We start from the raw sequence: 26,240 nt of genomic DNA, 5'->3' as shown, positions 1-26,240 counted from the left end.
TCATCAAATAAAAACACAAAAATAACCCCGTAGGTATATGCCTACGGGGTTTTCAGATACAATATCTATTATTGTTCTTCTTTTATATACTACTATTTTATGAATAATCACTAATGTTCAAAATACTGATAAATAGGCATTTATGTGCAATTTAAGATACTCTCTTATTCATACACTTGCCCTTATTATCAAAATTATGCCCTTTTTTTGCCCTTGAAAATCCATTGAATATACTTGCTTATTTTTTATTTTTAATATCCTTGAAAAATTGACTAATTGTATAATTATCAAAGATTCTTACCATTATCAATAAATAGGTAATTGGCACTATATATAGAGCTCCCCTCCAACTAAAATTTGGGGGATTCACTGACATTTTATAAGTTACACATATTAAAATTAATGTAGAAAGTATAATAAAACTGTTTACAAATGTTGGATGCCTAAGATACCACTTATTCTCACTATTGCCACTATCCAAATTTTTGTTAGATAATTTAGCTATTGAATTTAATAATAAAAACATCATTAATAAAATACCTAAAAATCCAATACAAGCTATAAGTAAAGAATCTACTAAATTGAAAGAATTATTTTTATAAATTGAAGTGAACGATTGTATTCCTCCAAATGCAGTCATAAGTATTGCTGCAAATATCCCCAGAATAGAAATATATTGAGAAATCATATCATTTTGCTTGTCATTAATTTCTTTATATCTTCGTTCTATTTCAATTAAATCTTTATCAGCTTTCTCTTTGAAAGTTTCTATTGATTTACTGAGACCTGAAATTTCTCGCTTTTGCTTCTCATATAAACCACGTTTTTGAGAAATCGCTAAATTTATATGCTCAATTATCTTATGCATTACAATAATGCCATTTTTTCCTTATCTTCAATCTTATCAATTTCTATAATAGCTTTAGTTTCTTTTGTTATTTCATCAAATTGAGAAGTACCCTTACTTAAATCGATATCCTCAGTTTTATATGTTTTTAATATATAGTCGTTTACCTTAGATTGAATTACGGTTACAAAATCAGTTTCCATTTCTTCATCTTTATCTAATTCTATATCCATTGAAAATATTATATCTGTCAGTGATGAGTATGGGATATATTGAGGCTCAATACTTTGACAAATGTTTTGTAATTTATCTACATCAAAATTTTCTCCACTATAATCACTAGGTCTTTCTGTATATTCTCTATACTCCGAATTAAATATCATATCAATTTCTTGTTTACTTTTATTAAAATCTATTTTCCATTCATCTTTTAAATCTTTTACAGATACTAGCTTACTGTTTGACATTAAAAGCTTCCTCTATATTCTCAAAGTTATAACTTGGTCTTTTGTTATTATATTTTATTTCATCTTCTTGTTCTCTCCAAAATTGGTGATTATGGCTAATTTTCACTAGCTTAAATGGATCCACATCTATTAAAAGATCTATTATTTCATTCACTTCTCCAGAATTTAATTTCATCGAATTTACACCCAACTCTTCAATAGGTCTATTTTTGTATTTTTTATATTTTTCATAGACATCAGGGACAACTGGTCCATACAACCAAGCTTCCATTTTATCGTTATTAAACATCTCTTCTGCTAACTCTCTATTATTTTCAAGCATAAACCCTAAAGTAAAATACATGATTTTTTGTAATTGTAAATTTGTAATAGGAGTGTCTATAACGTTTGCTCTATGCAGAATATGGTCCGCTAATTCTCTCATTATCATCAACCTCCCCTAGTGTATCTCTTGATATATTAAAAAAGACAGTACATTATGTACCGTCATAGTTGTCAATCAACTCTCTCATTTATTATATACCTTTTTATATTATTCGTAAACTTTACATCTAGGCAAGAATTACGTACATTCAAGCAATTTTGAACTATTTAAATTCATGTCATATTATAATTTCAAAAAAATTATAATAAATAGAAATGGAGTAATACAATGGAAAACTATAATTTAAAAAGTATTGATAGAAGTTTAAATACAATTGCTAGCCACTATGCATACAAAGATAAACAAAAAGAATCAACTATTAATAATATTTGGAGTTTGTTAAACTCTTCAAGAATCATAGAGATATTTCACTTCTTGTCTTTGATTGCTATTTTTAAGTTTATATTATTATTTTTACATATCATTAAAAGTAACCACTTTCAATTACCTATATTCAAAGAAATAGGCTCGTGGAAATGGTTGAATTTATTGAATATCTCTTTATACCCTATATATGAATTTCTCGTATATTTCTTTGTTTTTCTTTTTATAATAACAGCGATCAATGTAACTACTAGACATACTTCGTTTACCTTAGGTGCAATTGGTGATATTGCTGAAAAATATTTTGTAATTGTTTTCAATATCATCGGTATTATTTTCATGGCAAACTATATTTTCCAATTTAACCATGAACTATCATTGTCCTTAAAGCATACAGATTTACCAATGTTTTTCACTATTACTATGCTCATCTTCTATTTTATATGCGTTCCAATTATGACATGGTCAGAATCAAAGCGCATAAATTCTCATTATAGGTAACAAACAAACCCACTCCCCCGTTCAGAGGAAGTGGGTTGTCATAATAAAATATTATGTTTAACTTTCTACTCACTTGATTTAGCTTTATTGATTTTGTAAATAGCAAATATGATTACAATCACTATGGTTATTAAATCAAATGAATGTATAAAGGCATCTCCAAATGGTTTATCTTGCCAAAAATAACGGATATTAAATAATAAAATAGATTGTATAAAAACCGCGATAAATGCACCTATAGTCCATTTATTAAATAAAAAACAATAACCTATAAAACACAGAGTAATTATTGTTATTACTAGCATTAGTATATGAGGCGTCATATCATCAACTCCTCTTTAATTTTTTACATAATAATTAAAGTAATTGCTTTGGTAACTACCCATGCTGAATTATTATCCAAACCTAATCCTTTAACATTATTATAAATTTCATTTTCTACATCTTCAGTAAATTGGTCAACAGTTTGAACTGCAGCCCATAATCTACTTTGTGATTTTAGTTTAGTTTTTACATTTTTAGGCAATGTTTTCCACGCTTGCTTTATTACTGATTTCGCTATGCCTACTTTACCTCTATCTGACGTTCCATCTTTAGCAATTCCTTTAGCTGCTGCAGTGTTTCTGAGTAAGTCCATTTGTTGAGAATTGTTATAACCATTTGCTTTAACTAAATACCTAAAACTATCTTGTGCCTCTGGAGAAAAAGCTTGCCATTGTTTTTCTTGTTGCACTTTACTAGATACTACATCTTGCTCTTGAGTCACATTTTCAGCATTTGCCACAGAATGTACACCTTCTGAAACACCCGTCATTAATAAAGCACCTACTATACTAGCCGATAAAACTTTTTTCAAAACAAAAACCCCTCTCCTTAAATATTGTGTTACGCTTTATTTTTATCATATTGTGTAGTTAGGTTTTGTTTTATTGCTTATATGTCTTAATTTAGTTCCTAATCGTCTTATCAGAATTATTATATGTAACAAAACCACCCACCAGAACTCATACTGATGGGTGGTTATTATTAACTAACTACCTTTTTTGAAATTTTCTTTGAATCCTTTTTTAATATCCTCAATCATGGAACTACTACCTACTAGGTTTGAAAATGTACTCATTACAAAAGTTATTATTTTTCCAATGATATCCATATAGCATTCTCCTTTACTATATAGATACCTTGTTTACAATAAAATAATCATACTCGTAACATAATATAGCTTCAATCCTCAAACGGAACATCATCTATAATTTTAGTTCTATTCGGGTACTTCTTATCCATTTCCTCTTCTGCTTCATCATCCCACTCACCTACATTAATGATTACCGGTGTATCACCAGTGAGTTCATGCTTATCTGTAAATAGTGTATGGTATTTGCCAAGTAGATCACGCGCTTTTAAACGGTCACTTATCTTAATAGGTACTTCCACCATCTCAACACTTTCATTGTAAATGATGTTGTATTTGCCAGTATCTGGATTCTTAACGTATTCACCACGTTTAGTGACGACCTCTTTCATTTCTGTTTCTTCCCCTACTGCTGCATTAGATAATAGATGTAGTATCTCATTTGCAGAAAGCACGTTATCATCAATAACCTTACTTTTAACCTCATTGAGATAGTTTGCTACCTTTTCATTCTTAAGCAACCTATAGCCTTGTGTGTGGGCGCTCTGTGGGCTATACCCTGCCTTAATAGCCGACTGTGTTAAGTTTAGAGTCTTTAGGTATTCAGATACAAATTTCTCTTGTCTTGGATTTAATTCGCTCATTTAATCACCTCTTCTTTAAACTTTGATATCTTCGCCAGTTGGCGTATAAAGTTCGTGATAAAATGGTGTATTTCCTGCCGATTTTCCGTTGTGTATCATTTGCTTTTGAACATTGTATTCATCAGCCAAACGATTAATCTGTCTATCAGCATAATTAATTGAATTATCATATTGAGCTCTTAAATCAAGCACCTTACTTTTAGCTTCACGATATTCATTGCGTATATTTAATAAATTATTTGCTTCTTCTTCATATTTCTCTTGGTACTCAAGCTCTAACAATTGTGCGTGTTTAGCTACTTGCTTTGATTGTACTTGAATTACTTCTGGTAACGTATCAATCATAACTGCAAACCGTCTTGATTTACGTTGTATTTCATCTTCTAATTGTTGCAGATCTTCTTGTAATTCCTCTGATTTTTCAATCTCATTATTAATAACAAAATCTTTATACTTATTCTTTAATTGCTGCAATGCTTCTTCTTGCTCACCTAATTCTCTTGATAAAGCTTTAATACTTTGTTCATAATCCAATACATATTGAATAGCTTTTTGTATTGCTTCATTATTTTTCATGAATTATCCTCCCTAATACTGAAACAGCTCTCTGTTTTGAGCTATTTGGTTTGTTCTTTTACTATCATCTTTTATGTTCATGATTTTCTCACGCTTTTCATTACGTTCAATATCAGTTAAATGATCATTCGGATTCTGTTTCTTTTGCTCTTCAATTTCTGCTTGCTTCTTTTCTGTAAATTTATTTAATCGGTATTGCTGTATATCGGTAAGTTCCAGTTCATCTACCATTTCATTTAAATGTTCATTAGATAAGTAATTTGTGTTCAATTCTACCTCGCCCCTCTTCTTTAATTTGTTTAGCGTGTGCTTCATTACGTTCACGTCGTTTGATTTCCCTTAGTTCATTTCTTTTTGTACGATCATCTATTACTAGTTCATACAATTCCGACTTTAATCTATCTATAATGTCTGGTATATAAGTAGCATTAGATTTCATGTATCGCTTAATATCATTCTGTTCATTAATGGTGTACTTACCTATCACCTTGTAAAAGGCTTTTAGGTCTCTTTGACTCTTACGCACAAACTTATCAAGATTCTGCTTTTGTTCCATTATCTCTATTGCTAATTTTTCTAAAGGGAAAGATTCATAGTAAATTTGATGTAGATATTCGTCACTAGCTAAATGAGGATAAGTACGGTCATACATCATTTCTATATCTTCTTCTGCGCCACTTATCTTTTCTGAGATGTAGTAAGGATTAAACCTTGTAAGTAATTCATAATCACTAACTTCTCTTTTTATTTCATATGTCACTGGTGGCTCATATGTGCCATATACAAGCTCTGGTTGATTATCAATAATAATACTCACCTACTATACCTCTAGTTTCTTAATAGCTTCATATCGTCTCACACTGCCATCTATAAGCCTTTGTATGCTAAGCATAGCTTGTTGTTGCTCTTCCTTATTACTAATCATGTAATAGCCACGCTGTGCCTTCTTATAGCTACATCCAATCGCATATCCATGTTGTTCAATTAAGTTACTAATTACTGATCTAATCCATCGTTCATTAGTGCTATTTATCTCACAACCTAATTGATTTAATATCTTTTCTTTAGTAATATATTTATTCGAAGCATTTCTTATCACGTTGAGTACCTGCAAGTGGTCATCGGGTAAGGTTTGCTTCTTTTTTTCTGGCGTTGAAGTTGTCATTTAATCACCTCGATTCTTTTTACTTTATACAGTAATTATACCATTTTTACACGTTTATAACAAACTAACGTTCGCTATTTTACAGTGTTTTAAAACTGTTAATCATTCTTCAAATAACTATCACTAAAGACTTCAAACAGTATATTCATACATAATCACACTATACCATTACAAGAACTAATGTTCGTTTTTGCGTATTTAATTAAATTTTTCTTATCTAACTCACAATGATACAATCATTGTCAAAAGGTTATTATAATAGGTGGTTTTCCATGAAAAAATATCTATTCGTTATCACTACTATTCTTGCTATCATATTAGGTTTCTACATATATATCGGTGCAACATTCAACATCTATTCGTTACATTTATCCCCTCAAATATTAATCGGAATCTTCTTGATACTTGCAGGAATCGTTCAATTACTAGGTGCTCTAAAACCATATTTAGCTTATTTATTTATACTCGTTGGAACTGTTTTACTAATTTTAAATTAACAAGCCAAAGGAGAGTTACTATGAGTTTACCTGTTGCTATAATATTAGGAATTATCGCTATACCTATTTACGCTTACTTCTGGGCGTTTATATTCCTTTGGGAAAATAAGAGAAGAGTTAAACGTAACAACTTTGATCCAATGACTAAGAAGCAATTTAATTTATTACTAATAGTACATGCTATCTGTGCTGCAGGCTTTGTAATACTTGCTATTTACACAAGCTATTTTAAATAAGTTACTAAAACCAGATTGCTGATCTAGCAATATCTATATAGATTCCAACGTTCTGAGAAAATATAATGTTAATCTTTTTTGATTAATATCTACGTATCCAAAAAGCTGACGCACCAAATTAGTGCACTAGCTGCTAATATAAAAAAGTGAGGGAACGATTCGTTCCCTCAGATCATGACGTCGTATTTCACGCCCCCCTTTATATGCTTGATATAAGCATTTGTAATCGTTATTCAGAATATATATAACCCACACAAATCATAGCTGCTAGCATTTTCTAGCAAAAAGGGAGCACCAATATAGGTACCCCCTTGTGAAACCATTACAATTACTTACGGAATATAATCCCATACTGTCTTATGAAATTGATTTTTTGCTACCTTTTCAACCTATAATCTTCACCAGACATTTTTATAGTTGTTGTATTTTTCATCATTCTAGAGAATATTTTTGAAAGGTCTTTATCTCCAGCTAGTTCTTGTTCAGTGTTATTTGTAGTAAAAATATTGTTTTGTCCAGTTCTTAAATTAAGCACATCGAACATTTTTGATTTCCCATAATTTGTGAGAGAAGTTCCATAATCATCAAGAACTAAGAAATCAACACTTTTAATAATTCTATCTAATTCTTTTTCAGTCATCTCAGAATTTTTATTATAAGTATCTCTGTAGGTAGATACTAATTGAGCAACATCAGCGAATAATACAGTGTATCCTTGCGCTTTTAATTCATAAAGGGCTGACATAGCCAAATGTGATTTCCCTATCCCAAATGACCCCTGTAAAAGCAATGAGCGCTTATTTTCTTTTTCCATTGAAAATTTAGAAACATATCTTTGAATGATTTCTTTTGATCTAGTTAAATTCTCATTTGGTGGAATATAATTATCAAACGTAGCATTTTTCAAATCCTCATTTAACATTGAATGATTAAAAATACTATTAATTTTTCCACGTTTAATCCTATCTTTATACCTACTAGTGTTATTTTTAGCTAATTCAATCATTTCGCAATCACAACCTATACGCACTTCACTACCATTGCTAAACTTCACATAATCATATAGATTGCCACAACGTTCACATCTCAAATCATTTTCTTGTTCTTCAATGCTATATTTCAATTTAGACTTCATATCTTTTAGCTCAGAATTCATCCCCATATCGTTTATACTTTTCATAATAGCCCTCCATTATCAAATGCATTCAAGTACTGTTGTCTTTCTGGCGAATTAAGCCAATCATCATTTTCATTACTTGAATTATTTTTTTCTCGTTTATTCTTTCTAGCTTGTACATCTTCTATTGATTTTATATTGTCGTTATACCAAGATTTCAGAATCGCATTTGTATAACTCCAATTTGTTACATTTTGATTCACTGCTTCTTTTAGTGCTTCAATAACAACCTCTTCACCATTTTCTCCAAAGTCATTTAACCAATCTTTTATTTGATCTATAATTATCGGTCTCATAATTCCAAAACCATTTTTCTGATAGAAATCATATACGTTGGATTGTTGTGGTATCTCACTACTACTACTTGTATTATTTAATCTTGTATTATTAATACTTGTAGTATTCTCTTTAACATTTGTGTTAATAGGTGTGTTAACAGAATTATCAATAGGGGTATTATCATTTGTGTTAATAGGTCTTAACATTTCTGTTAAAGGGTAGAGTTTTCTTTTCTTTATTTCATTACCATTTCTAATAAACTCAACTTTTAAATACCCATACTCTTTTAATTTTTTAATACGTCTAGAAATAGTTACTTTTGTCACTTCATACAACTTAGCAAAGTAATTGTTACTTGCTGTACAGTATCCATACTTATTACTAAGTGCTGTTATTTCTGCAAATAATAACTTTTCACTATCAGTTAACCGGTTGTCATATCTGACATTTGCAGTGATTATTGAGTAATAACTTGGTTTTTCCATCTATTCACCTCTTTTTTAAAGCCATTTTTACAAATCATCACTATCAAATACGTTTAATTTTTGATATAATATGTCTGTAATTATTTACTTAAATATCTTATTTTGCGCATCGTCATTCTGCTTGCCGGCTTGTGGTGATGCGTTTTTTTCTTTCTCTAACAACTTACTAAATTGAGCAGTCAAACTGTCGAATCTTTCTAAATACATTGTTAAAAGGTCTGTAGTTTGTTCGTGTTGTATGCGTGATTCGATATACCCCATTACATAATGTTCTCTAGCGTTATTATTTGTGAGATCTTTAAATCTATACATATCATCACCATGCCACGTATGCGCTGTTAGAACGTCATTGATTTTGTCCTTCAAAACTTCAAATTCACATAGTAAATCTTCTTTATTCCAATTCATTTTCTATTCCTCCACTTCTATATTTCCAGCAATATATTCATGCGCCCATTCAAGTATCCCCATAAGGTGTTGCTTCCGATTCGTTGTATAAGGATGTTCACCTTTATCATCAATTACACTTGCATGATATACAGTGGCGGTTTCTTTCGATACGTCATCTAGCGTTGTATTAACTTCGTTCAAAATTAAAAATTCTTCTGATTCGAAATCTAAATTCTTTAGAATATTCCATATATTTTTATTTACCATTTTTAATACACTTTCTAAAAACTGCTCTGTATTCACTGCTGAATCAGTAATAAAGTTATAGTTAACTTTCAATTTTTCTGTATGGTTAATAATGTTATCAATTTGCTTTACTACCTTTGATAATTTATATTTTTGTTCTAAATTCATTTTATTCATGCTCCTTTAATTTGAATTTCTTACTTAATACCAGTGCTCCCATACTTAAGTACATGCACGTTACAAAACTGATAAATATATCTTCTGTATGCAGTGCCAACAATATAGTGATTGTAATGATTAAACTCATTAACAATAGATAAAGTTTCATCACAACCACTCTCCATTTTTTAATTTGAGCCATTGCTCGAACTTTTCTATCTTTATAACTACTAGAGTACTACTCAAACTTAAATACATATCTTTTACACCTCTATCGTTCTCTTTGTACTCATTTAGCAACCTCGAAGTAGTTGATCTACTGAAACCAAATAACTCTCCAATAGCTTTAGGTGCGCAGTAGATTGGATTTGCTATTACTTGTTCTGGTTCTAGCACTGTATTTTGTTTCGTTGCTTTATCTTGCATTTTGTGAACTGACATTATTTGACCTCCTTATAACTTTGCCATAATTGAATTACTAAATAATTCATCAATAGACATTCCATATAACTCAGATAAAGTTTTTGCTTCAGGTAAAGTAAAGTTTGCCTTCCCTGTTTCCTTTAACTGATAGCGTTGTGGTGATATATTCAGTTTCTTTGCAACTGACGTTTGTGTATCACCATGTTCACGTCTCGCAATATATAAAACTGGATGTGCTAAATTTGCCATTTCCTCACCTCCTTAAAACAACATATATAGTTGTTATTTTTTATTGCAACTGAATCATATCATTGTCATATATTCGGTGTCAACTTTATTTGTTTACATTAATTTAAAATGCAACGTTTATATGTTATTATGTCGATGAGGTGATTTAATGATTAATTTCAATTTAAAAGAGATTTTAGATGATAAGGATATGACTATAAGTAAACTAAATGAATTAACTGGTATATCAAGAAATTCCTTGAGTTTATTATTAAATGGAAAAAGTAGAGGGATACAATTTGACACATTAGAAAAAATTGTAAATGCCTTGAACGTCAATATTGAGGATTTATTTTCACAATCATTCAATACATTAAAATTTAAAGTCGAAAATAAAAAATACTTTTTTCAAGATAAAGAAATTGAAGCTTTCTTAGATTTCAAAACCAGTAAAGAACTTACAAATATAAACAATACAACTTCCTATTCTTTAAAATGCGATTTTGAGTTAGATAATATTAAATATCAAAAAATTATTCCTTATGTATTTTCTATTGAATTCTCAAACGAAAATTCAATATATATATATATTGATTTATATTATGATAATTTTTCAGATGTTTTAAAAATCCTATATTCTACTTTCGGCAATTTAAAAGCTCAACATTTGTTAGTTAATTACATCACAGATAACATTTTAAATTTAGAAAAAGACAAAACTAATATTATCGATATTAACAATGTGAATGTTTACACTAGACAATATGAACCTAGAATTAATAGTGTTAAGTCACTAGCTTTAAATAACAATAATCTTTTGAAAGAAAGTGAATTCAATCGGTACATAAATTCAATAGAAAATCTTTACGGCTATAATGTCCAACTAGATAACGAAATAATAATTTCTAAAAGGCAACACTAACCCCTACACAAAGGAGCATTACTGTGGAGTATATTGTAGGAATAGTAATCAACGTCATAAATTTCATATTAAGCACAATACTCGATGGTTACTTGTATACTAAAGAGTTTATTGAAGAGAGAAAGAAGAATAAGGAATAGCCACCCACTACGTGTCTTTGCACACGTACGCCCTACTTTAAGGTTGTGAGATACATAGTAATATTCAAATAATATAAGAGAGAAGTGATTGATTGAATGTATTTATTGAATTTTTAAAAGATTTGAACCTACCAGTTTGGATAATCATTGGTATTTTTACAATTTACTATCTACTAAAGTTTTCTTTTTCGTTTTTTAGTAACTTTAGTGTTTTTGAAATAATAAAGAAACATTTTCAAAAGTGGAAAAAATATTTAATTATGCTTGTTTCAATATTAATATTGACAATTGCTGGTACTGCCGCCAATTATCTATTTTTAGATATGGCAGTGCACAATCAGAAGCATTTATTTAATTACTTATTCTTTTATTCATTTGTACTTTTGCTTTGTTTAATTTTGTTTGCTATCATATCATCCTTTTCAGCTTACCAACTTGCCAAAATATCAAATAACCTAACTCAAAAGTTTAAATATGATTATAAATTACATAAAAATATAACAATCAAAGAAAATTCACTAATAAATAAACTATCAATTGATTACAATCATTCTGTAAATCTAAATAGGCCAAAAATATATATTGATTCTAAGAAAATGGAAAAAACCAACAAAAATGCTATCAAAAAACTCAAAAAGAGAACTTATAAAATCATGCCTTTAACTAGAATTTACCTGACCATATTTTATTCACTATTTTTCTTATCTATACTTTTTAATACTTTTTTAATATGCGTTATCATTAATACAAAATTCGAATATTTACTTCTTACTATATATGCATTAGTTATAATTATTTTTATTGCTCAATGTATATCAATGTTTAAACTGATTGATAACATGTATAACTACGACCATCTAAAACACTATAGAGAAGAGAATGACGAAGATGACAAGGAGTGATGACAAATGTGGCATGAGCAATTCACTAATAAGCACAATAAAACACAGTATCGTTTCTACGAGAAGTACAAAGACCCATACACAGACAAGTGGAAGCGTGTGAGTGTTGTACTTAATAAGAATGGCAAGCAATCACAGAAAGAAGCTCAGAAGCTCTTGAATGAGCGTATAGAGAGCAAGTTAAACGATAAGACACCAACAGACCTAAAAACACTTACCTTTCACCAAGCGTGCGATGAGTGGCTAGAACATTATAAAAATCATTCTGGGTCTAAAACTACCACTATCAAAGAAAAAACGAGCAATACTAACACTGTAAAATCTGCTATAAATAAAGATGTTCTTATTAATAAGATTACACATACATACTTACAAGACATCATAAATGAATGGGCTAAATCACATAGTACAGGACACGTTCAATCACTTGTTATTGTTATTCGTTCCGTATTCAAATATACGTTTAAATATTATGATCTGCATGATATTAGTATTTTAGATAAAATAGATATTCCAAAGAAGGCTAAAACTAGAAATGAACTTCAAGCTAAACGTAATAATTATTTAGAAGATAGTGAAGTAAAAGAATTATTAGAGTGCTTTGACTATCTAATTAAACATAAGAGCCATGCTACACGTAAACGTAACTATGAAATGGTAAAAGCATTAGTAGAGTTTCAAATTAACAATGGTATGCGCATTGGCGAACTCCTGGCAATCAAGACAGACAATGTAGAAGTTGAAAATAAAACGTTAGAGATTGATGGCACAATAAATTGGGTTACTGATGCAGAAACTGGAGCATTCGGCGTTAAAGAAACCACTAAAACAAGTAAGAGTTACAGAACAATAGGAATCACAACTCAAAGTATTAATTTACTTAAAACACTCATGCTAGAAAATAAAAAAGAGAATCAATGGAATGATAAATTTATTGATAGAGGTTATATATTTACTAATACTGCTGGTAGCCCTATTGACTTAAACAAGGTGAACAATATAATTAAAGAAGCAACTGATATTAGTTCGATTAAAAAACGTGTAACAACGCACACATTACGTCATACACATATATCTACACTTGCACAGTTAGGAATAAACCTAAAAGCTATACAAGATAGAGTTGGCCACAGTGACTACAAAACCACATTAGAAATATACACCCATGTTACAGATCAGATGGCTAAAGATATGATGAATAAGTTAGAAGAGGCGAAACAACTATGAATTCACTAATAACAGCATTATTAATAACATTAGCTATTGCTATAGTTTCTCAATGGATAATAATAGGAGTTATTATGTCATTAAAGCAAGAGGAAAATATAGATGTAACATATACACTTTTATTTATAGCTTATATAGTCATTTTCATATTATGTAAGGAGCAAATTGAATTGCACTTTTATGAAATCAGTCTGACATTTATAATTATTTCTCTTATTCTTAATTGGATTTATTCAAATTATTTGTATGTGAATAACGATACTCCTGTCGAAGAAAAGGGCAAAAGTATAGCCGAATTATTCATAGTATTAATCGACTCTATAAAACTAATAACACCCAAAAATATAAAAAATATAAATCAAGATATCAAAAAAGAAGTGAAACTTTCGATTAATAAACAGCGAATAATTTTATATGCATTAGCTTTTATATGTAGTATCTTCGCTCATTACGGAACAAACAAGCCTTTAGATTCATCATTCACTACTTTTATAATTTTTGATGTTGCTTTCACTCTTTTTTTAGAAAAATATTACTTCAAAACTTAAAAATATATTATTTTATGTTCCTTTGTTTTAGACAAACTTTTTAACAACGCCCTTTTTCTGCCCTTTTTATTATAAATCAAACCACAAAAATAACCCCGCAGGTATATGCCTACGGGGTTTTCAGATACAATATCTATTATTGTTCTTCTTTAACATATGGTAATAATGCCATATGACGAGAACGTTTAATAGCTAATGTCAACATACGTTGATATTTAGCTGAAGTACCTGTTACACGACGTGGTAAAATTTTACCGCGTTCTGAGATAAAACGTTTTAATAATTCTGTGTCTTTATAGTCGATGTGTGTAATTCCGTTTGCTGTGAAATAACAAACCTTTTTACGACGACGACCGCCTCTTCTTGGTCCACCTGCCATGGTAATTGCCTCCTTTTAAGAAATTTTCAATTTATATGTTCGATATAATTAGAATGGTAAGTCATCATCACTAATATCAATAGGGCCGTTTGCATTTGCAAATGGATTGTCAGATTGATTATTGTTTGATGAACTGTTGTTATTGTTTTGATAAGATGACGTATTTTGACCTGATTGTTGTCCGCCAAAGTTTTGGAAATTATTATTTCCTTCTTGTGCGTGACGTTGGTTTTGATTTTTAGGTTCAAGGAATTGAACGCTATCACAAACGACTTCAGTGACAAAGATACGACGACCTTCTTGATTTTCATAGCTACGTGATTGAATGCGACCGTCAACGCCAGCTAAACTACCTTTAAACAAGTAATTGTTAACATTTTCTGCTTGTTTTCTAAAAACAACACAGTTAATGAAATCTGCTTCGCGTTCCCCTTGCGCATTTGTAAACGTACGGTTTACTGCTAGAGTAAAAGTCGCAACACTCACGCCTGAGGGTGTTGTTCTGTATTCTGGATCTTTCGTTAAACGACCTACTAAAACAACTCTATTTATCATTTAAACGACCCCCATCTATTATTTTCTTGTCTTATCTTCGTCTTCACGAATAACGATATAACGGATTACATCGTCAGAAATTTTAGCTAAACGTTGGAATTCGTCAGTAGCTACATTGTCGTTAGTTTGGATACGAACGATGTTGTAGTAACCTTCTGTGAAATCATTGATTTCGTAAGCTAGACGGCGTTTACCCCAGTCTTTTGCTTCCAAAACTTCTGATCCTTCAGAAGCTAAGATTCCGTTAAAACGTTCAACAACTGCTTTTTTAGCATCTTCTTCAATGTTCGGACGAACGATGTACATAACTTCATATGTTCTCATTGTATAATTGCACCTCCTTGTGGTCTATGCGGCTCATCATCATTTGCGATAAGCAAGGAATAATTTTCATTACTCACAATCAAGAATTATAGCACATGTCTTTACATTTTACAATGGGTTTCGCACGTGATACGTCTTGAAAATTTGCTTTTGTTTCATATGAAACATTATCCTTTTAATTCTTAAAATACCACCAAAAATAACAAATACAACTAAATTCAATTACTATCAATTAACTTTTAATTACAAAAATATTAAAAATTATAAAGCAATGTATAATTTATAAAATCAGGTTGTAAATGATTATACTTTCTACTAACATGACACTTGCATTCGAGAGAACAAAATCTCGTTGCATTACAAATATTCAAATGTACAATCTAATTACATATAAAGGAGTAAGTTATGTTTTCTTCTATTACTATTAAACGTTGCATGTTAGCAATGAGCATTATTTTCGCAATAATTGTACCATTAAGTACTGCAAAAGCAGCAGAAACGGCAAAACATCCAGAAGGGACTATGGGTGCTGCCTATCAATCCAATGATAATCAAAAATCAACCAAAGAAAGTAGCACAAAAATGCGATCTGCAGATCCAGCACCTGCACAGGAACCAACACAACAAGGCCAGCGTGTCATCGATATTTCAGAATGGCAAGGTGATTTAACTAGCAAACAAGTCAAAGCACTGAAGAAAAACAATCCATTTATCATTATTCGTGCACAATATGGCTCTGAAAGAGAAGATGCTTCATTAAAAAATAATATTAAAGTTTTAGAAAAGAATAATTTAGACTATGGTGTTTATTCATATAGTATGTATGAAAATCCTGATGATGCACGTTATGAGGCAAAACAATTACATGATCGTGCACCAAACGCAAGTTTCTATGTTAATGATTTTGAAGAAAATGCCGTTAAATCAGGAACAACAGAAGAGACGACTTCTGCTTGGTATGATGAAATGAAATCATTAGCTAAAAATAAAAAAGTACTATTTTATTCTAATGAAAGTTTCATGCTTGAAAATGCACAGAATGCGTTAGACGAATATGATGGTTACTGGTTCGCCAATTATTCTAAAACAGAAGCCGACCGTCCGCATGTTTTATGGCAATACACGGATAGCTATGATTCTCCAGAATTAAGCCAAGCGGTAGATGCCAACTATATCGGTCCTAATGTTAATGCAGATTGGTTTACTTCATAGTTAACTCCCTATAAAAAATTTATAATATGACGCAAAAAGGCGACATCCACACGATTACATGTGATGTCGCCTTTCTACATTTTAACAATTCAAACTCAAACTACACGTTAAATCTAAAGTGGACAACGTCGCCATCTTTCATGATGTAGTCTTTACCTTCTAATCGTTGCTTACCGGCTTCTTTCGCACCATTTTCACCGTTATGTTCAACATAGTCATCATAGCTCGTTACCTCAGCACGGATGAAGCCACGTTCGAAGTCTGTATGAATAATTCCAGCACATTGTGGCGCTGTCATACCTTTAATAAATGTCCATGCACGCACTTCTTGTACACCAGCAGTGAAGTAAGTAGCAAGTCCTAATAAGTCATATGTCGTACGAATTAGACGGTCTAAACCTGGCTCTTCAATGCCTAGATCTTCCAAGAACATTTCTCTATCTTCGTCTTCAAGCACTGCGATCTCTTCTTCAATCTTCGCACTAATTACAATTACTTCTGAATCTTCTTGAGCCGCATAGTCACGAATTGCTTTCACTTTTTCGTTGTCATCGTCACCGATTTCATCTTCGCCCACATTGGCAATATATAACATATCTTTCGATGTTAATAATTGTGCTTGTTTGACATATCTGTGATCTTCTTCTGTAAATTCTAAACTTCTTACAGGATGACCTTCTTCTAATGCTTCTTTAATTCTTGATAAAATACGTGCCTCATTAACCGCATCTTTATCTTTTTGACGTGCCATTTTTTCTACTTTTGGCAAACGTTTCTCTACTGATTCTAAATCAGCCAGTACTAATTCCATATTAATAACTTCAATGTCATCAATTGGGTTTACACGACCAGATACATGCGTTACGTTATCATCGTCGAATGCACGTACAACTTGGCAAATCGCGTCCACTTCACGAATGTGTGATAAGAATTTATTACCTAGTCCTTCACCTTTAGAAGCACCTTTAACAATACCTGCAATATCTGTAAATTCGAAAGTAGTTGGTAGTGTCTTTTTAGGTTGTACCATTTCTGTTAAAACGTTTAATCTGTGATCTGGCACTTCAACGATACCTACGTTAGGATCGATTGTTGCGAATGGATAGTTTGCTGCAAGCGCACCAGCTTTTGTTATTGCATTAAAAAGTGTAGACTTCCCTACGTTGGGTAAACCAACAATACCTGCTGTTAAAGCCATGATTTATTCTCCTTATTATTCAGTATCTTGCTGAGATACTAGTATTTTTTTTAGTTTTTTATCAAATGTTTGTCTAGGAATCATAATGCTGCGTTGACAATGTTCGCATTTTATTCGAATATCCGCACCAACACGAATAATTTTAAAACGATTCGTGCCACATGCATGTTGCTTTTTCATCTCTACAATATCATTTAAACCGTAATTTGATGTCATTCTGTAACACCTCCGACCGTTTTAACCTTGATTTTGCTGGTTTGCATCGTACTGAACCATCGTTGGCTGCGGCGTTTTAATTTCTTTAACTTTGAATAGTTTCAATATTTCTTTTCTTAAAATTCTGCCACCTGACGCACCTTCACCAGGTATCGTTTCAGCCGAGATTCTCAATATGAACTCGTTATTTGTTATCGAATTAACCCCAATAATTTCTGGCGTTGATATGAACAAGTAATATTTTGAACGTATCGTTTCAAAATATGTGTTAAGTACTTCTTCCACGTTATCAATATCTTCTTCAATTGCTACTGGAATATCTACAATCGCTTCACCATTTATTACAGAATAATTGGTGATTTCTCCGACACTACCATTTGGTAAAGTCGTTAGCTCACCTGAAATTGTGTTAATACGCATTGATCTTAACCCTATTGACTTCACTGTGCCTTCTGCTACTGGAGAGCCACCATTACTGATTTTAACATAATCTCCGACATCAAATTGATTTTCGAAAATAATGAAGAAACCTGTAATAATGTCCTTCACAACTGTTTGCGCACCAAAACCAACTGCTAAGCCGACAACACCAGCACTAGCAATGATACCACCGACGCTGATTCCAAATTTACTTAAAATGGTAGTCAATACTATAAACCATACCACATATGATACGACATTTTGAACTAATGATATTAATGTTTTAGATCGTTTTTTGTTGGCATTTTTTCCTTTATTTTGCATTTTAAAAAATTGCGCAATCCCTTTATTAAGAAACTGCAAAATAATCCAGGCTGCAGCGGCATAGATAATAATCATTATAATATTGGATAGTAAGGTTTGATATGTTTCTGGCTTCGTTAATGGTTCTATAATCGAATAAAGGATACTTTTAATTTGATTCAACCGTTTTCCCTCCTCAATCACTCTTATATAATTCTATTTTAACCATTTTAATACTGCAAAAAATCGAACTTCCGATTTAAATTTACATGCACGTTAAAATATATTTATAAATCCATAAAATATGCGACCTTAACTAGTTTATTAAAAATATGGCCTTTAGCAAAGTGTTTTAATAATATTTTTTCCTAACCATACTATTTTTTGTACCAACGATGTTCTTAATGCTAAAAAATAAACATATCTATCACTTTTGGACACTACGTCTTCACATATAAAACCACACTTCATCTATTAATCAGTATCAATAGTATAAAGTGTGGTACTAGGTATCGTCATACATTATTCAGTAATTTGTTTCTCGAAATCATTTTCCAACTTGAAAATGATAATACGTTCACCAGTTCTAGAACTTAAATCCGTATGGAAGCTTTTGACGTTTTCGCCAGTAATAGACAAAATAATATCATCTAATGCCTCTATGCCGGATTCTACAAGTTTAGAACGGGTTCTTTTAATCGTTAATAAACCTTCATTCGTTTCGCAAACTTTGTATTCTGCTTGAGTTAACACACCTTGCAAACTTACAATAATCATATCGCGCAGTATATCCGTTTTAACTGACAGAGAGCCGCGGCCAAGGAAGTCTTTTTCCCATTGTGTGATTGCTTTGCTGATTTCAGACTCGTAGTTACCTTTGGTCATTTTCATTAAATATGCATCTCCTGTAGCACCAAAATTATATATCAGAAAATTACTTTTAACAAAGATAACCGTACCATTTTTCTGCTATTTTCTCCATTGTTGTGCAACATTCCCCGGGAAATAATGACGTTAATATACGTACATTCGTACTACTTACAATCATTTATTATATTAATTAAACTATGACCAGTCTTCCCATTGATTATGTTCATCGACACTAGCCAGTCTGACCCAGCCATTTTCAACTTTTTGTTTGAATACCGGATCATTTTCCAACAAGCGTTTAATAAATGCTTTAGGTGCTTGAATAACGATCAACAACCTTATCGGTGAGTGATACATTTTATCATCGGCTGACATAACGGATTGCCAAGGTAAACCTGTTAACAAATCGCTCGCATTTCCTTGCATCACGCCTATACCAGCAGTCACAGATTGCGTGGTCTTACTGCCACTTCCGTAGTAATGTGGTGCAACGGTAGAGGCGTAATATTGTAAATTAATCCATTGTGCAACGAGTGCTGGACCTGCAATAATGTTCGCCAGTATTTGGCCATCTTCATCATGTTGCCAGTGATAGTTATGCAGAAATGCTCTTCCTGCTAAATCACTGTTTTGTGTTAATGTACGTTGCCCAATGATAAATGCAGCGTTTTTAGCTAGACCCCATTCTGGTCTAATTTCGCTCCAATCATTTGTAAGACGATGTACTTCATGAATCGGGTCACGTGTTGTTAAATTATTATTCGGCAATTGTGCGAGTCGTTTTTGATTTGCTCGATAGCTGATTTCAGGTAGCGCCGCTTCAATACGTTCAAATGCAGCTTGTGCCGCCTCCATAAGCTCAGGTACATAAGTCCAAGTGAGCTCATCCACAGAAGTTTGATGCTCAGCAGCAGCAAAGATTGTAGTTTCAGGAATGTTAATACCTTCTTCTCTTAACCCTATACGGACTTCCGGTAAATTACAAAGCTGCGCTAACACCTTCGCATTAAATCCACTTGCCGCACCACCACATGCACCACAATCTAATGAAGCTGCATATGGATTATTAGCACTTTGACTTCCATGACCACACATCACGACAAGTGGTGCAAAGTCTGAAGTTAAATCCATTAGTTTCAATGCTTGCAGTGCATAGCTTACTTTTTCAGTATTTGTAAAGCCTACTGGCAGGTCATGTTTCAAATGTAAATGGTGGGGGTGATGGGCTTGTTGATATGTTTGATAATCCAAAGTTAGCGCTGTATCTTCAGGTTTGCGCAACCAACGTGCATAGAACTTATGCATACCCATGCCTACACGTTTAGGTACAAAACTACGTGTAAACATTTGTATCGTTAGCCACGGACCACTTAATTCCGGTAATAATAAACTTGGAAGTACATTTTGTTTCATTTTTTTAAACGTATAAGTTACCGATTCTAATATGTGCTTACGCTGTTGAAATGCATTTGGCTCACGTTCATGCGTATATTCCTTAATTTGGTGTTGTGGCTGATTCATCACTGGTAGCGATGGATGACCATGCTTACTGCCTAACTCTAATTTCTCGATAGGTAAGCCGAAAAACCCTGCAAGGCCTATGGTTTCAAAAGGACCTGCAGACTCAATCTGTTTTCTAAATGGTTCTGAACGCACATCGATACAAAATGCCATTTGCACTTCAGTATGGTTTTGCATTTGCACATCACTAACATTTGTTTGTGCATCATGTCGCTGTTCTGGGACTAACATCTCTTTTAATTGTTGGTTATAGCTTGCTTCCCATGCTTCTAACCATAATTTTCTACATAATTGATTATTAAATTGGCGAGAAAATGCGATATAGTTCTGTTGTTCATGCTCTGACATAGTTTGCCAATCCTCTACAGAACAACCGCCCCATTCTAACCATGATTGAATGTGTGATTTCAAATGTTTCTCGTTTGAATGACTTAAGTCTTCTGGCTCTGTCACTGGTAAATAAGGTGCGACAATCGCCCATTCCATAGCAAGTCGAATGGCCAGATATGAAAATACTAAATCATGTGCTTTATCATGTTGTTCATCATGCCATAACATCATGCCAGCCCAACCTGGTAATGACAGTAAATGATTCTCTAAATAGGTTTGTATATCAGCTTCCGCAATTTCTAATCGTGTTAACACGGTATCCATCAATTCTGATGCATCTTTTGGTAAATCTTTCAATCGCACGCGTTGCTGTTTCGAAAGTGCTGGATCATGCACTATGAGTTGTTGCCATGCATAAAACAACCCTTTATCGCGATTGGGCATAGTCCACCCAGATTGTGCATCATCCAGATATAATTTGCACCATTTTATCATGTGATAATCTACGGTATCGATTAGTTTTTCATTATTTTGATCAACAATATATGTACTCTTTAATGGTACTAAACGTGTGCTATGTTGGCGTGTAGCATTAGTTGAATCTTTACCCTTGTATTGTGCGACCAACGTATCCAGCTGCTTGTTTAAATCTGTAGCTTTAGATAATGATTGTAATTTCAAAGCATTACGTCCATATTGTTCTGCTGCCATTCTAGGTATCGTTAACGTCGTATCATCAAGCCATTGTTGTAAACGACGCTCCAATATAACATCGTCTATTTCGCCTTGTTGATGTGCTTGTAAAATCACCATTCGTGGCGGATACATATCTACTTTACGTGCATCTTTTAACCATTGTGCAATTTCATCAAATGTCTTGTCTTCTAAATTCGCCCATGGACTTCTAGCAGCGAACACTGAAATGGGTGACAAAGGTACAATTACACGACTGGCATGCGTCACTTTGTTATATAATGTGTCTGTTGATGTGTAATTTGATTTTCCCATTTTAATGTCCTCCTTTAGATATGTAGGATTTTAGATAATTTGGATGCCGCTCAACGGTTTCCATTTTCGCATCGCCTAAACGCACTATCCACATATAAATGATTGAAAATGCGACCGACGAACGGTGACGTGCAATCCATGTACTCATCAAGCTACCAAATAGTAACAACAACGCGACAATCACAACGGCGAACATCGGCGGCTGAGCACTATCGAATGCAATCATGTGCAAGGCATGGCTAAAGAAATGATGGACAATATAATAAACTGCACCAACAACAATTAGGATGATTAAGCCCATGATACGACCAAATCTACCTTCACCAAATGCCACGAGCTGTGTCCAAGATACAGATAAGGACCACGCTAAGATTAAGCCACTGACCAAACGATAACCTTGCTCAGGTGCAGATAACCAGAACCCTAATCCAATTGCTAATGCTAAACCACGACCAGCTAAGATCCATAGATAAGACATTCTTTCATTGGCACGACTCGGTACACTAAAGTGGCGTACCGCTGATCCTGAACGTAAAAATAACGTGGCTTTGAATAAACCATGCAAGATTAAATGAATGATTGCAGGGATATAAGCACCTAATACACATTGGATGAGCATAAAGCCCATTTGTCCAATAGTCGAACCGACCAACAAGCGTTTATAATCTACGTGAACAAGACTGATACCAGAGCCTATAACTACCGAGATACTGGCGAAAAATAATAATACCAACGTCGCAAGGTCACCATTAAATATAGGAGAGAAACGCGTCAACATAATACCACCTGCATTCACGATACCTGCATGCATAATTGCAGAAACTGGTGTCGGCGCTGCAACTGATTCAATTAACCAACGTTGAAATGGCCATTGCGCTGCCGGAATCATGACCGCTAATACAATTAATAGATTGATACCAAACTTAGACCACGCATCGATTTGATTCAAATTTGTTTCTGTAAAAATAGCATGAAAACGCCACTCTCCTGTTGCAATACCTAACCACAGCACTGCGACGAAGAGCGCAAACCATCCTAAGAAGAACAATTTCCCCGTCACGACTGTTGCAACTCTTGTCACTTTCCACGCCTTTTTGAGACTCATGAGTAGCGCCAAACCTACCAATGTGAAGCCCCAACAAACAACCATCAAGCGCATATCATCGCTCAACCAAGCCATTGCTACAAAACTCGTCGTGCATGTAAATAACATGAAATATTTTCTATATTTTTTGTCACTAGATAAATAACGCACACAATAACGTTGGATAATTAAGCCAATCATTAAGACAAAACATGACATGAGCCACGCTAATATATCTGAATACCATAAACCTACCGTTATATTTTTAGATGCTCCGATTAAACCTACTAATGCGACGAATGGCGGTAATGTTAAGAGACATATATGTATACGTACATATGCGACGGGTATACGTTTATTTAAAAATATTATTCCACTGAGGACTGAAATAATAATAGTGATGAAAAATATAGTTAAGAGTGTAGACACATCGAGTAGTGTGAACATATCAGATTCTCCTTTGTACGATAGATTTATTGGAAATTGAACATTGTTTATAGCAGAAATATATTGTTCTCAAGATTTAAAAAAGCCGACAATCTATAATAAACCTTACTCGATTTATTATCATTGTCGGCTTCATTACAACGCACTTTATATCAATATGTAGTGATTTGCTTTGCTACCATTATTATATGTATATGTAAGTAAAAATTTGTTATTGAATGTTTAAAGTCACATGAATATGCCGTACGATTTTCACTTTTAGCTATTGTTTGTCCACTTTTTCAATTTGCCAATTTATCTATTAACATCTTGCTAAAGCTTCCACACCTTAATAAAAGCGCCCTTCAACGACTATCATTATCTTTATTTAATATTATCACGATAACTTTATTATTCGTTATTGTCAAGAATGTGGGGCTGAAATTAGTCTAGAAGTTGGTGATATCATGTTCAGCATCATATTTGTATCTTTAATAGCCTCTATGCTAGTAGGAGTAACACTTACGTTGTTTCTTATTGGCTTAATAAACGTGATAGATAATTAAACGACGACGCAGTCAATACACCAAAAGAGCCCGATAACTATTCACAGTAGTTATCGGGCTCGGTGCTTATCATGCTTAGCATCATATTTGTTAATTGCATTATAATGCCATAGTGGGTAGCAATGCAAAAGCTATAGTGTTAATTGACTTAATAAAATTTAGGGGGCTAGGATTGCTAAGCGCTATCCTTATCTTAAAATCTCAATTATTTATAAAAATCCTTTTGCTTTAATATAATCATAGTTTCCCTCAAATCTCTCTAACTTTTCATCTTTTAACAAGTAAGTCGTATTAAACAGCTTATTAAGAAAGTATCTATCATGTGAAACTGCAATTACAGACCCTTTATAATCTAATAAAGCATCTTCTATAGTTTCCTTTGCTTCTATGTCTAAATGGTTCGTAGGCTCGTCTAAAACAAGCAAATTATAATCAGTATTTACAATTTGTGCCCATCTTAATCTTATTTTTTCCCCTCCACTTAGATCTTTAACCTTTCTAAACACGTCTTTACCATAGAACATAAAATTAGCTAAAATATGTCTAGCCTGACCTTCTGAAACATTGACTTTTTCACGAATTGTATTCAACAGAGTATCATTGTTATCACTTTCAAATTCATGTTGTGAAAGATAACCAACTTTTAAATTGGTTGCAGTTTTAATTGACCCTTCATCTACTGAAGTGATTCCTAAAATAATTTTTAACAATGTAGATTTACCAGCACCATTATCTCCTATAATAGCGACATGTTCTCCTCTTCTAATTAACATATTTACATTTTCAAATAGTAAATAGTCGTATCCTTTAGCAACGTTTTCCATTTCAATAACTCTATTAGAAACTCGTTTACCTTCCCCTAGTTCCATATTCATTTTTTTAGCATCTAATCTTGGTTTTTCTAACCGTTTAATACGATTTAAAGCTCTTTCCATACTTTTAGCTCGACGATACATTGAAGCATTCGGTGGTTTCGCTTGGCTTGCCCATGTTCTTAATTGCTTTATAGATTCTTTCATTTTTTTATTTTCTTCTGTTGTGTTTTATAAGATTCGAATTCGACTAACAGTCTTTTTTCTCTTTCTTCAACAAAGTATGAATAATTTCCATTATAAGTATGAAGCGTTTTTTGATCTATTTCTAAAATTTGAGTTACTGTTTTATCTAAAAAATAACGATCATGAGAAACAATTACAGTAGCACCTTCATAATTTTCTATATAGTTAGATAACCATTCTATAGATTTATAATCAAGATGATTTGTTGGTTCATCTAAAAGTAGCAAGTCTGTAGATTTAATTAATATCTGTGCAAGGCCTACTTTTGTACGTTCTCCTCCTGATAAAGTTCCCCATTCTGTTTCAAGTAAATGCGTGATATTTAAACCATGCGTTACTTTACGTATTTTAGCATCTATCTCATAACCACCATTTTCTTCATAATATGTCTGTAATTCACCATAGCGAGACATTAGTGTAGTTATATTTTCTATATTTTTAGTCATTTTTTTCTCTATAGTTTCAAGCTGTTTTGATATAGTATTTAATTCTTGAAATACTGATTTCAAACATTGATAGACACTTGTATTTTTTTCATAATCAGGTATTTGGTTTAAATAACCGATGCTCACATTTTTCTTCCAGCTAATAACACCCTGAGAAAGCGTTTCTACCCCAGATAGTATTTTTAATAAAGTGGTTTTCCCCTCACCATTACGACCTACTAATCCTACAGTGTCACCAGAATTAAGTGTAATCTTAATATTATCGAATATAGTTTCTTCTAAATAACTTTTAGATACATTCGAGGCATTTAATATATTCATTTTTTCTTCCTCCATATTATCTATAAGAAAGAAGCATATAGTGTCAGTTCCTTATAGACCGATT

33 protein-coding genes and 1 pseudogene are annotated in these 26,240 nt (G+C 32.4%); 8 read left to right on the top strand and 26 right to left on the bottom strand.

Annotated elements, in window-relative coordinates; genetic code table 11:
- Positions 1-238: 238 nt before the first annotated feature.
- Genes BJS11_RS11140 through BJS11_RS11130 form a run of 3 tightly spaced genes read right to left on the bottom strand, consistent with a single transcriptional unit; the run spans position 239 to position 1,738 of the window.
- Complete coding sequence (locus BJS11_RS11140) at positions 239-868, bottom strand: hypothetical protein (protein WP_069996213.1); 630 nt, start codon at positions 866-868, stop codon at positions 239-241.
- On the bottom strand, positions 868-1,314 hold the full coding sequence (locus BJS11_RS11135; RefSeq protein WP_069996214.1) for a hypothetical protein: 447 nt from the start codon (positions 1,312-1,314) through the stop codon (positions 868-870). Before BJS11_RS11135 ends, BJS11_RS11140 begins: the two co-directional genes overlap by 1 nt.
- A complete protein-coding gene (locus tag BJS11_RS11130; protein ID WP_069996215.1) occupies positions 1,301-1,738 on the bottom strand; it encodes a Panacea domain-containing protein in 438 nt (145 codons plus the stop codon). Before BJS11_RS11130 ends, BJS11_RS11135 begins: the two co-directional genes overlap by 14 nt.
- Before the next feature lie 228 nt (positions 1,739-1,966).
- On the opposite strand from BJS11_RS11130, the gene BJS11_RS11125 reads away from it, so the two are divergent.
- Entirely contained in the window at positions 1,967-2,563 is a 597-nt protein-coding gene (locus BJS11_RS11125; protein WP_069996216.1) for a hypothetical protein, read from the top strand.
- Between the two features lie 346 nt (positions 2,564-2,909).
- Here BJS11_RS11125 and BJS11_RS11115 read toward each other — a convergent pair whose 3' ends face one another.
- From BJS11_RS11115 to BJS11_RS11090, 7 genes are all read right to left on the bottom strand, one after another.
- A complete protein-coding gene (locus tag BJS11_RS11115) occupies positions 2,910-3,419 on the bottom strand; it encodes a hypothetical protein (protein WP_069996218.1) in 510 nt (169 codons plus the stop codon).
- A 174-nt stretch (positions 3,420-3,593) separates the two neighbouring features.
- Positions 3,594-3,716, bottom strand: a complete 123-nt coding sequence (locus tag BJS11_RS14020; RefSeq protein ID WP_258953796.1) for a hypothetical protein — start codon at positions 3,714-3,716, stop codon at positions 3,594-3,596.
- Positions 3,717-3,787: 71 nt separating this feature from the next.
- Positions 3,788-4,339, bottom strand: coding sequence for a terminase small subunit (locus tag BJS11_RS11110; RefSeq protein ID WP_069996219.1), 552 nt, complete (start codon positions 4,337-4,339; stop codon positions 3,788-3,790).
- Between the two features lie 15 nt (positions 4,340-4,354).
- Positions 4,355-4,915 (bottom strand): GumC domain-containing protein, encoded by a 561-nt coding sequence (locus BJS11_RS11105; RefSeq protein WP_069996220.1) that lies wholly within the window; start codon positions 4,913-4,915, stop codon positions 4,355-4,357.
- A 12-nt stretch (positions 4,916-4,927) separates the two neighbouring features.
- Positions 4,928-5,185: a hypothetical protein gene (locus tag BJS11_RS11100; protein WP_081333127.1), complete on the bottom strand. Its 258-nt coding sequence runs from the start codon at positions 5,183-5,185 to the stop codon at positions 4,928-4,930.
- Positions 5,163-5,732 carry an encapsidation protein CP3 gene (locus BJS11_RS11095; RefSeq protein ID WP_069996221.1) on the bottom strand — a complete coding sequence of 190 codons (570 nt, stop codon included), beginning with the start codon at positions 5,730-5,732 and terminating at the stop codon, positions 5,163-5,165. Before BJS11_RS11095 ends, BJS11_RS11100 begins: the two co-directional genes overlap by 23 nt.
- Positions 5,733-5,735: 3 nt before the next feature.
- Positions 5,736-6,080 (bottom strand): pathogenicity island protein, encoded by a 345-nt coding sequence (locus BJS11_RS11090; RefSeq protein WP_069996222.1) that lies wholly within the window; start codon positions 6,078-6,080, stop codon positions 5,736-5,738.
- 272 nt (positions 6,081-6,352) lie between these two features.
- Between BJS11_RS11090 and BJS11_RS11085 the strand changes: the two genes are divergently transcribed.
- Positions 6,353-6,577, top strand: a complete 225-nt coding sequence (locus BJS11_RS11085; protein WP_069996223.1) for a hypothetical protein — start codon at positions 6,353-6,355, stop codon at positions 6,575-6,577.
- 20 nt (positions 6,578-6,597) lie between these two features.
- Positions 6,598-6,813, top strand: coding sequence for a hypothetical protein (locus tag BJS11_RS11080; RefSeq protein WP_069996224.1), 216 nt, complete (start codon positions 6,598-6,600; stop codon positions 6,811-6,813).
- Positions 6,814-7,189: 376 nt separating this feature from the next.
- On the opposite strand, the gene BJS11_RS11075 is transcribed toward BJS11_RS11080, so the two are convergent.
- From BJS11_RS11075 to BJS11_RS11050, 6 genes are all read right to left on the bottom strand, one after another.
- Complete coding sequence (locus tag BJS11_RS11075) at positions 7,190-7,993, bottom strand: ATP-binding protein (RefSeq protein WP_069996225.1); 804 nt, start codon at positions 7,991-7,993, stop codon at positions 7,190-7,192.
- A complete protein-coding gene (locus tag BJS11_RS11070; RefSeq protein ID WP_069996226.1) occupies positions 7,990-8,754 on the bottom strand; it encodes a DnaD domain protein in 765 nt (254 codons plus the stop codon). The genes BJS11_RS11075 and BJS11_RS11070 overlap by 4 nt, the downstream gene beginning before the upstream one ends.
- Positions 8,755-8,838: 84 nt before the next feature.
- The gene (tscT, locus tag BJS11_RS11065) at positions 8,839-9,162 is read right to left on the bottom strand and encodes a type II toxin-antitoxin system toxin TscT (RefSeq protein ID WP_069996227.1); all 324 of its coding nucleotides are present in this window, start codon (positions 9,160-9,162) and stop codon (positions 8,839-8,841) included.
- A 3-nt stretch (positions 9,163-9,165) separates the two neighbouring features.
- Entirely contained in the window at positions 9,166-9,558 is a 393-nt protein-coding gene (locus BJS11_RS11060) for a pathogenicity island protein (RefSeq protein ID WP_069996228.1), read from the bottom strand.
- Between the two features lie 159 nt (positions 9,559-9,717).
- Positions 9,718-9,990 carry a pathogenicity island protein gene (locus BJS11_RS11055; protein WP_069996229.1) on the bottom strand — a complete coding sequence of 91 codons (273 nt, stop codon included), beginning with the start codon at positions 9,988-9,990 and terminating at the stop codon, positions 9,718-9,720.
- Between the two features lie 12 nt (positions 9,991-10,002).
- Positions 10,003-10,221 carry a helix-turn-helix transcriptional regulator gene (locus BJS11_RS11050; RefSeq protein WP_069996230.1) on the bottom strand — a complete coding sequence of 73 codons (219 nt, stop codon included), beginning with the start codon at positions 10,219-10,221 and terminating at the stop codon, positions 10,003-10,005.
- 148 nt (positions 10,222-10,369) lie between these two features.
- On the opposite strand from BJS11_RS11050, the gene BJS11_RS11045 reads away from it, so the two are divergent.
- The 4 genes from BJS11_RS11045 to BJS11_RS11030 all read left to right on the top strand — a co-directional run bounded on the left by BJS11_RS11045 (position 10,370) and on the right by BJS11_RS11030 (position 13,939).
- Positions 10,370-11,122 carry a helix-turn-helix domain-containing protein gene (locus BJS11_RS11045; RefSeq protein WP_069996231.1) on the top strand — a complete coding sequence of 251 codons (753 nt, stop codon included), beginning with the start codon at positions 10,370-10,372 and terminating at the stop codon, positions 11,120-11,122.
- Positions 11,123-11,354: 232 nt separating this feature from the next.
- Positions 11,355-12,164 (top strand): hypothetical protein, encoded by an 810-nt coding sequence (locus tag BJS11_RS11040; protein ID WP_069996232.1) that lies wholly within the window; start codon positions 11,355-11,357, stop codon positions 12,162-12,164.
- Between the two features lie 6 nt (positions 12,165-12,170).
- Positions 12,171-13,391 carry a tyrosine-type recombinase/integrase gene (locus BJS11_RS11035; RefSeq protein ID WP_069996233.1) on the top strand — a complete coding sequence of 407 codons (1,221 nt, stop codon included), beginning with the start codon at positions 12,171-12,173 and terminating at the stop codon, positions 13,389-13,391.
- Positions 13,388-13,939: a hypothetical protein gene (locus tag BJS11_RS11030; protein WP_069996234.1), complete on the top strand. Its 552-nt coding sequence runs from the start codon at positions 13,388-13,390 to the stop codon at positions 13,937-13,939. Before BJS11_RS11035 ends, BJS11_RS11030 begins: the two co-directional genes overlap by 4 nt.
- A 136-nt stretch (positions 13,940-14,075) precedes the next feature.
- Here BJS11_RS11030 and rpsR read toward each other — a convergent pair whose 3' ends face one another.
- Genes rpsR through rpsF form a run of 3 tightly spaced genes read right to left on the bottom strand, consistent with a single transcriptional unit; the run spans position 14,076 to position 15,197 of the window.
- Positions 14,076-14,318, bottom strand: a complete 243-nt coding sequence (gene rpsR, locus BJS11_RS11025; protein ID WP_002484306.1) for a 30S ribosomal protein S18 — start codon at positions 14,316-14,318, stop codon at positions 14,076-14,078.
- A 48-nt stretch (positions 14,319-14,366) separates the two neighbouring features.
- Positions 14,367-14,873 (bottom strand): single-stranded DNA-binding protein, encoded by a 507-nt coding sequence (gene ssb / locus BJS11_RS11020; RefSeq protein ID WP_069996235.1) that lies wholly within the window; start codon positions 14,871-14,873, stop codon positions 14,367-14,369.
- 18 nt (positions 14,874-14,891) lie between these two features.
- Positions 14,892-15,197 (bottom strand): 30S ribosomal protein S6, encoded by a 306-nt coding sequence (gene rpsF / locus BJS11_RS11015; RefSeq protein WP_069996236.1) that lies wholly within the window; start codon positions 15,195-15,197, stop codon positions 14,892-14,894.
- 405 nt (positions 15,198-15,602) lie between these two features.
- Between rpsF and BJS11_RS11010 the strand changes: the two genes are divergently transcribed.
- Complete coding sequence (locus BJS11_RS11010) at positions 15,603-16,409, top strand: GH25 family lysozyme (RefSeq protein ID WP_069996237.1); 807 nt, start codon at positions 15,603-15,605, stop codon at positions 16,407-16,409.
- A 100-nt stretch (positions 16,410-16,509) separates the two neighbouring features.
- Here the strand turns inward: BJS11_RS11010 and ychF are convergent, their stop codons facing one another.
- The 7 genes and pseudogenes from ychF to abc-f all read right to left on the bottom strand — a co-directional run bounded on the left by ychF (position 16,510) and on the right by abc-f (position 26,176).
- Entirely contained in the window at positions 16,510-17,607 is a 1,098-nt protein-coding gene (gene ychF / locus BJS11_RS11005) for a redox-regulated ATPase YchF (RefSeq protein WP_069996238.1), read from the bottom strand.
- A gap of 15 nt (positions 17,608-17,622) precedes the next feature.
- Entirely contained in the window at positions 17,623-17,823 is a 201-nt protein-coding gene (locus BJS11_RS11000) for a DUF951 domain-containing protein (protein WP_069996239.1), read from the bottom strand.
- 21 nt (positions 17,824-17,844) lie between these two features.
- The gene (locus BJS11_RS10995; RefSeq protein ID WP_069996240.1) at positions 17,845-18,729 is read right to left on the bottom strand and encodes a mechanosensitive ion channel family protein; all 885 of its coding nucleotides are present in this window, start codon (positions 18,727-18,729) and stop codon (positions 17,845-17,847) included.
- 339 nt (positions 18,730-19,068) lie between these two features.
- Positions 19,069-19,437 carry a Na-translocating system protein MpsC family protein gene (locus tag BJS11_RS10990; protein ID WP_070014096.1) on the bottom strand — a complete coding sequence of 123 codons (369 nt, stop codon included), beginning with the start codon at positions 19,435-19,437 and terminating at the stop codon, positions 19,069-19,071.
- A gap of 174 nt (positions 19,438-19,611) precedes the next feature.
- Entirely contained in the window at positions 19,612-22,275 is a 2,664-nt protein-coding gene (locus BJS11_RS10985; protein ID WP_069996242.1) for a DUF2309 domain-containing protein, read from the bottom strand.
- A 1-nt stretch (position 22,276) separates the two neighbouring features.
- Complete coding sequence (locus BJS11_RS10980; RefSeq protein WP_069996243.1) at positions 22,277-23,806, bottom strand: NADH dehydrogenase subunit 5; 1,530 nt, start codon at positions 23,804-23,806, stop codon at positions 22,277-22,279.
- A gap of 754 nt (positions 23,807-24,560) precedes the next feature.
- A pseudogene (abc-f, locus tag BJS11_RS10975) lies at positions 24,561-26,176 on the bottom strand (ribosomal protection-like ABC-F family protein).
- Positions 26,177-26,240: the final 64 nt, after the last annotated feature.

Source organism: Staphylococcus caeli (assembly GCF_900097965.1).
GTDB classification, from domain to species: domain Bacteria; phylum Bacillota; class Bacilli; order Staphylococcales; family Staphylococcaceae; genus Staphylococcus; species Staphylococcus caeli.
Note: the sequence above shows the minus strand (reverse complement) of the source record. Positions and strands in the feature narration are given on the sequence as shown.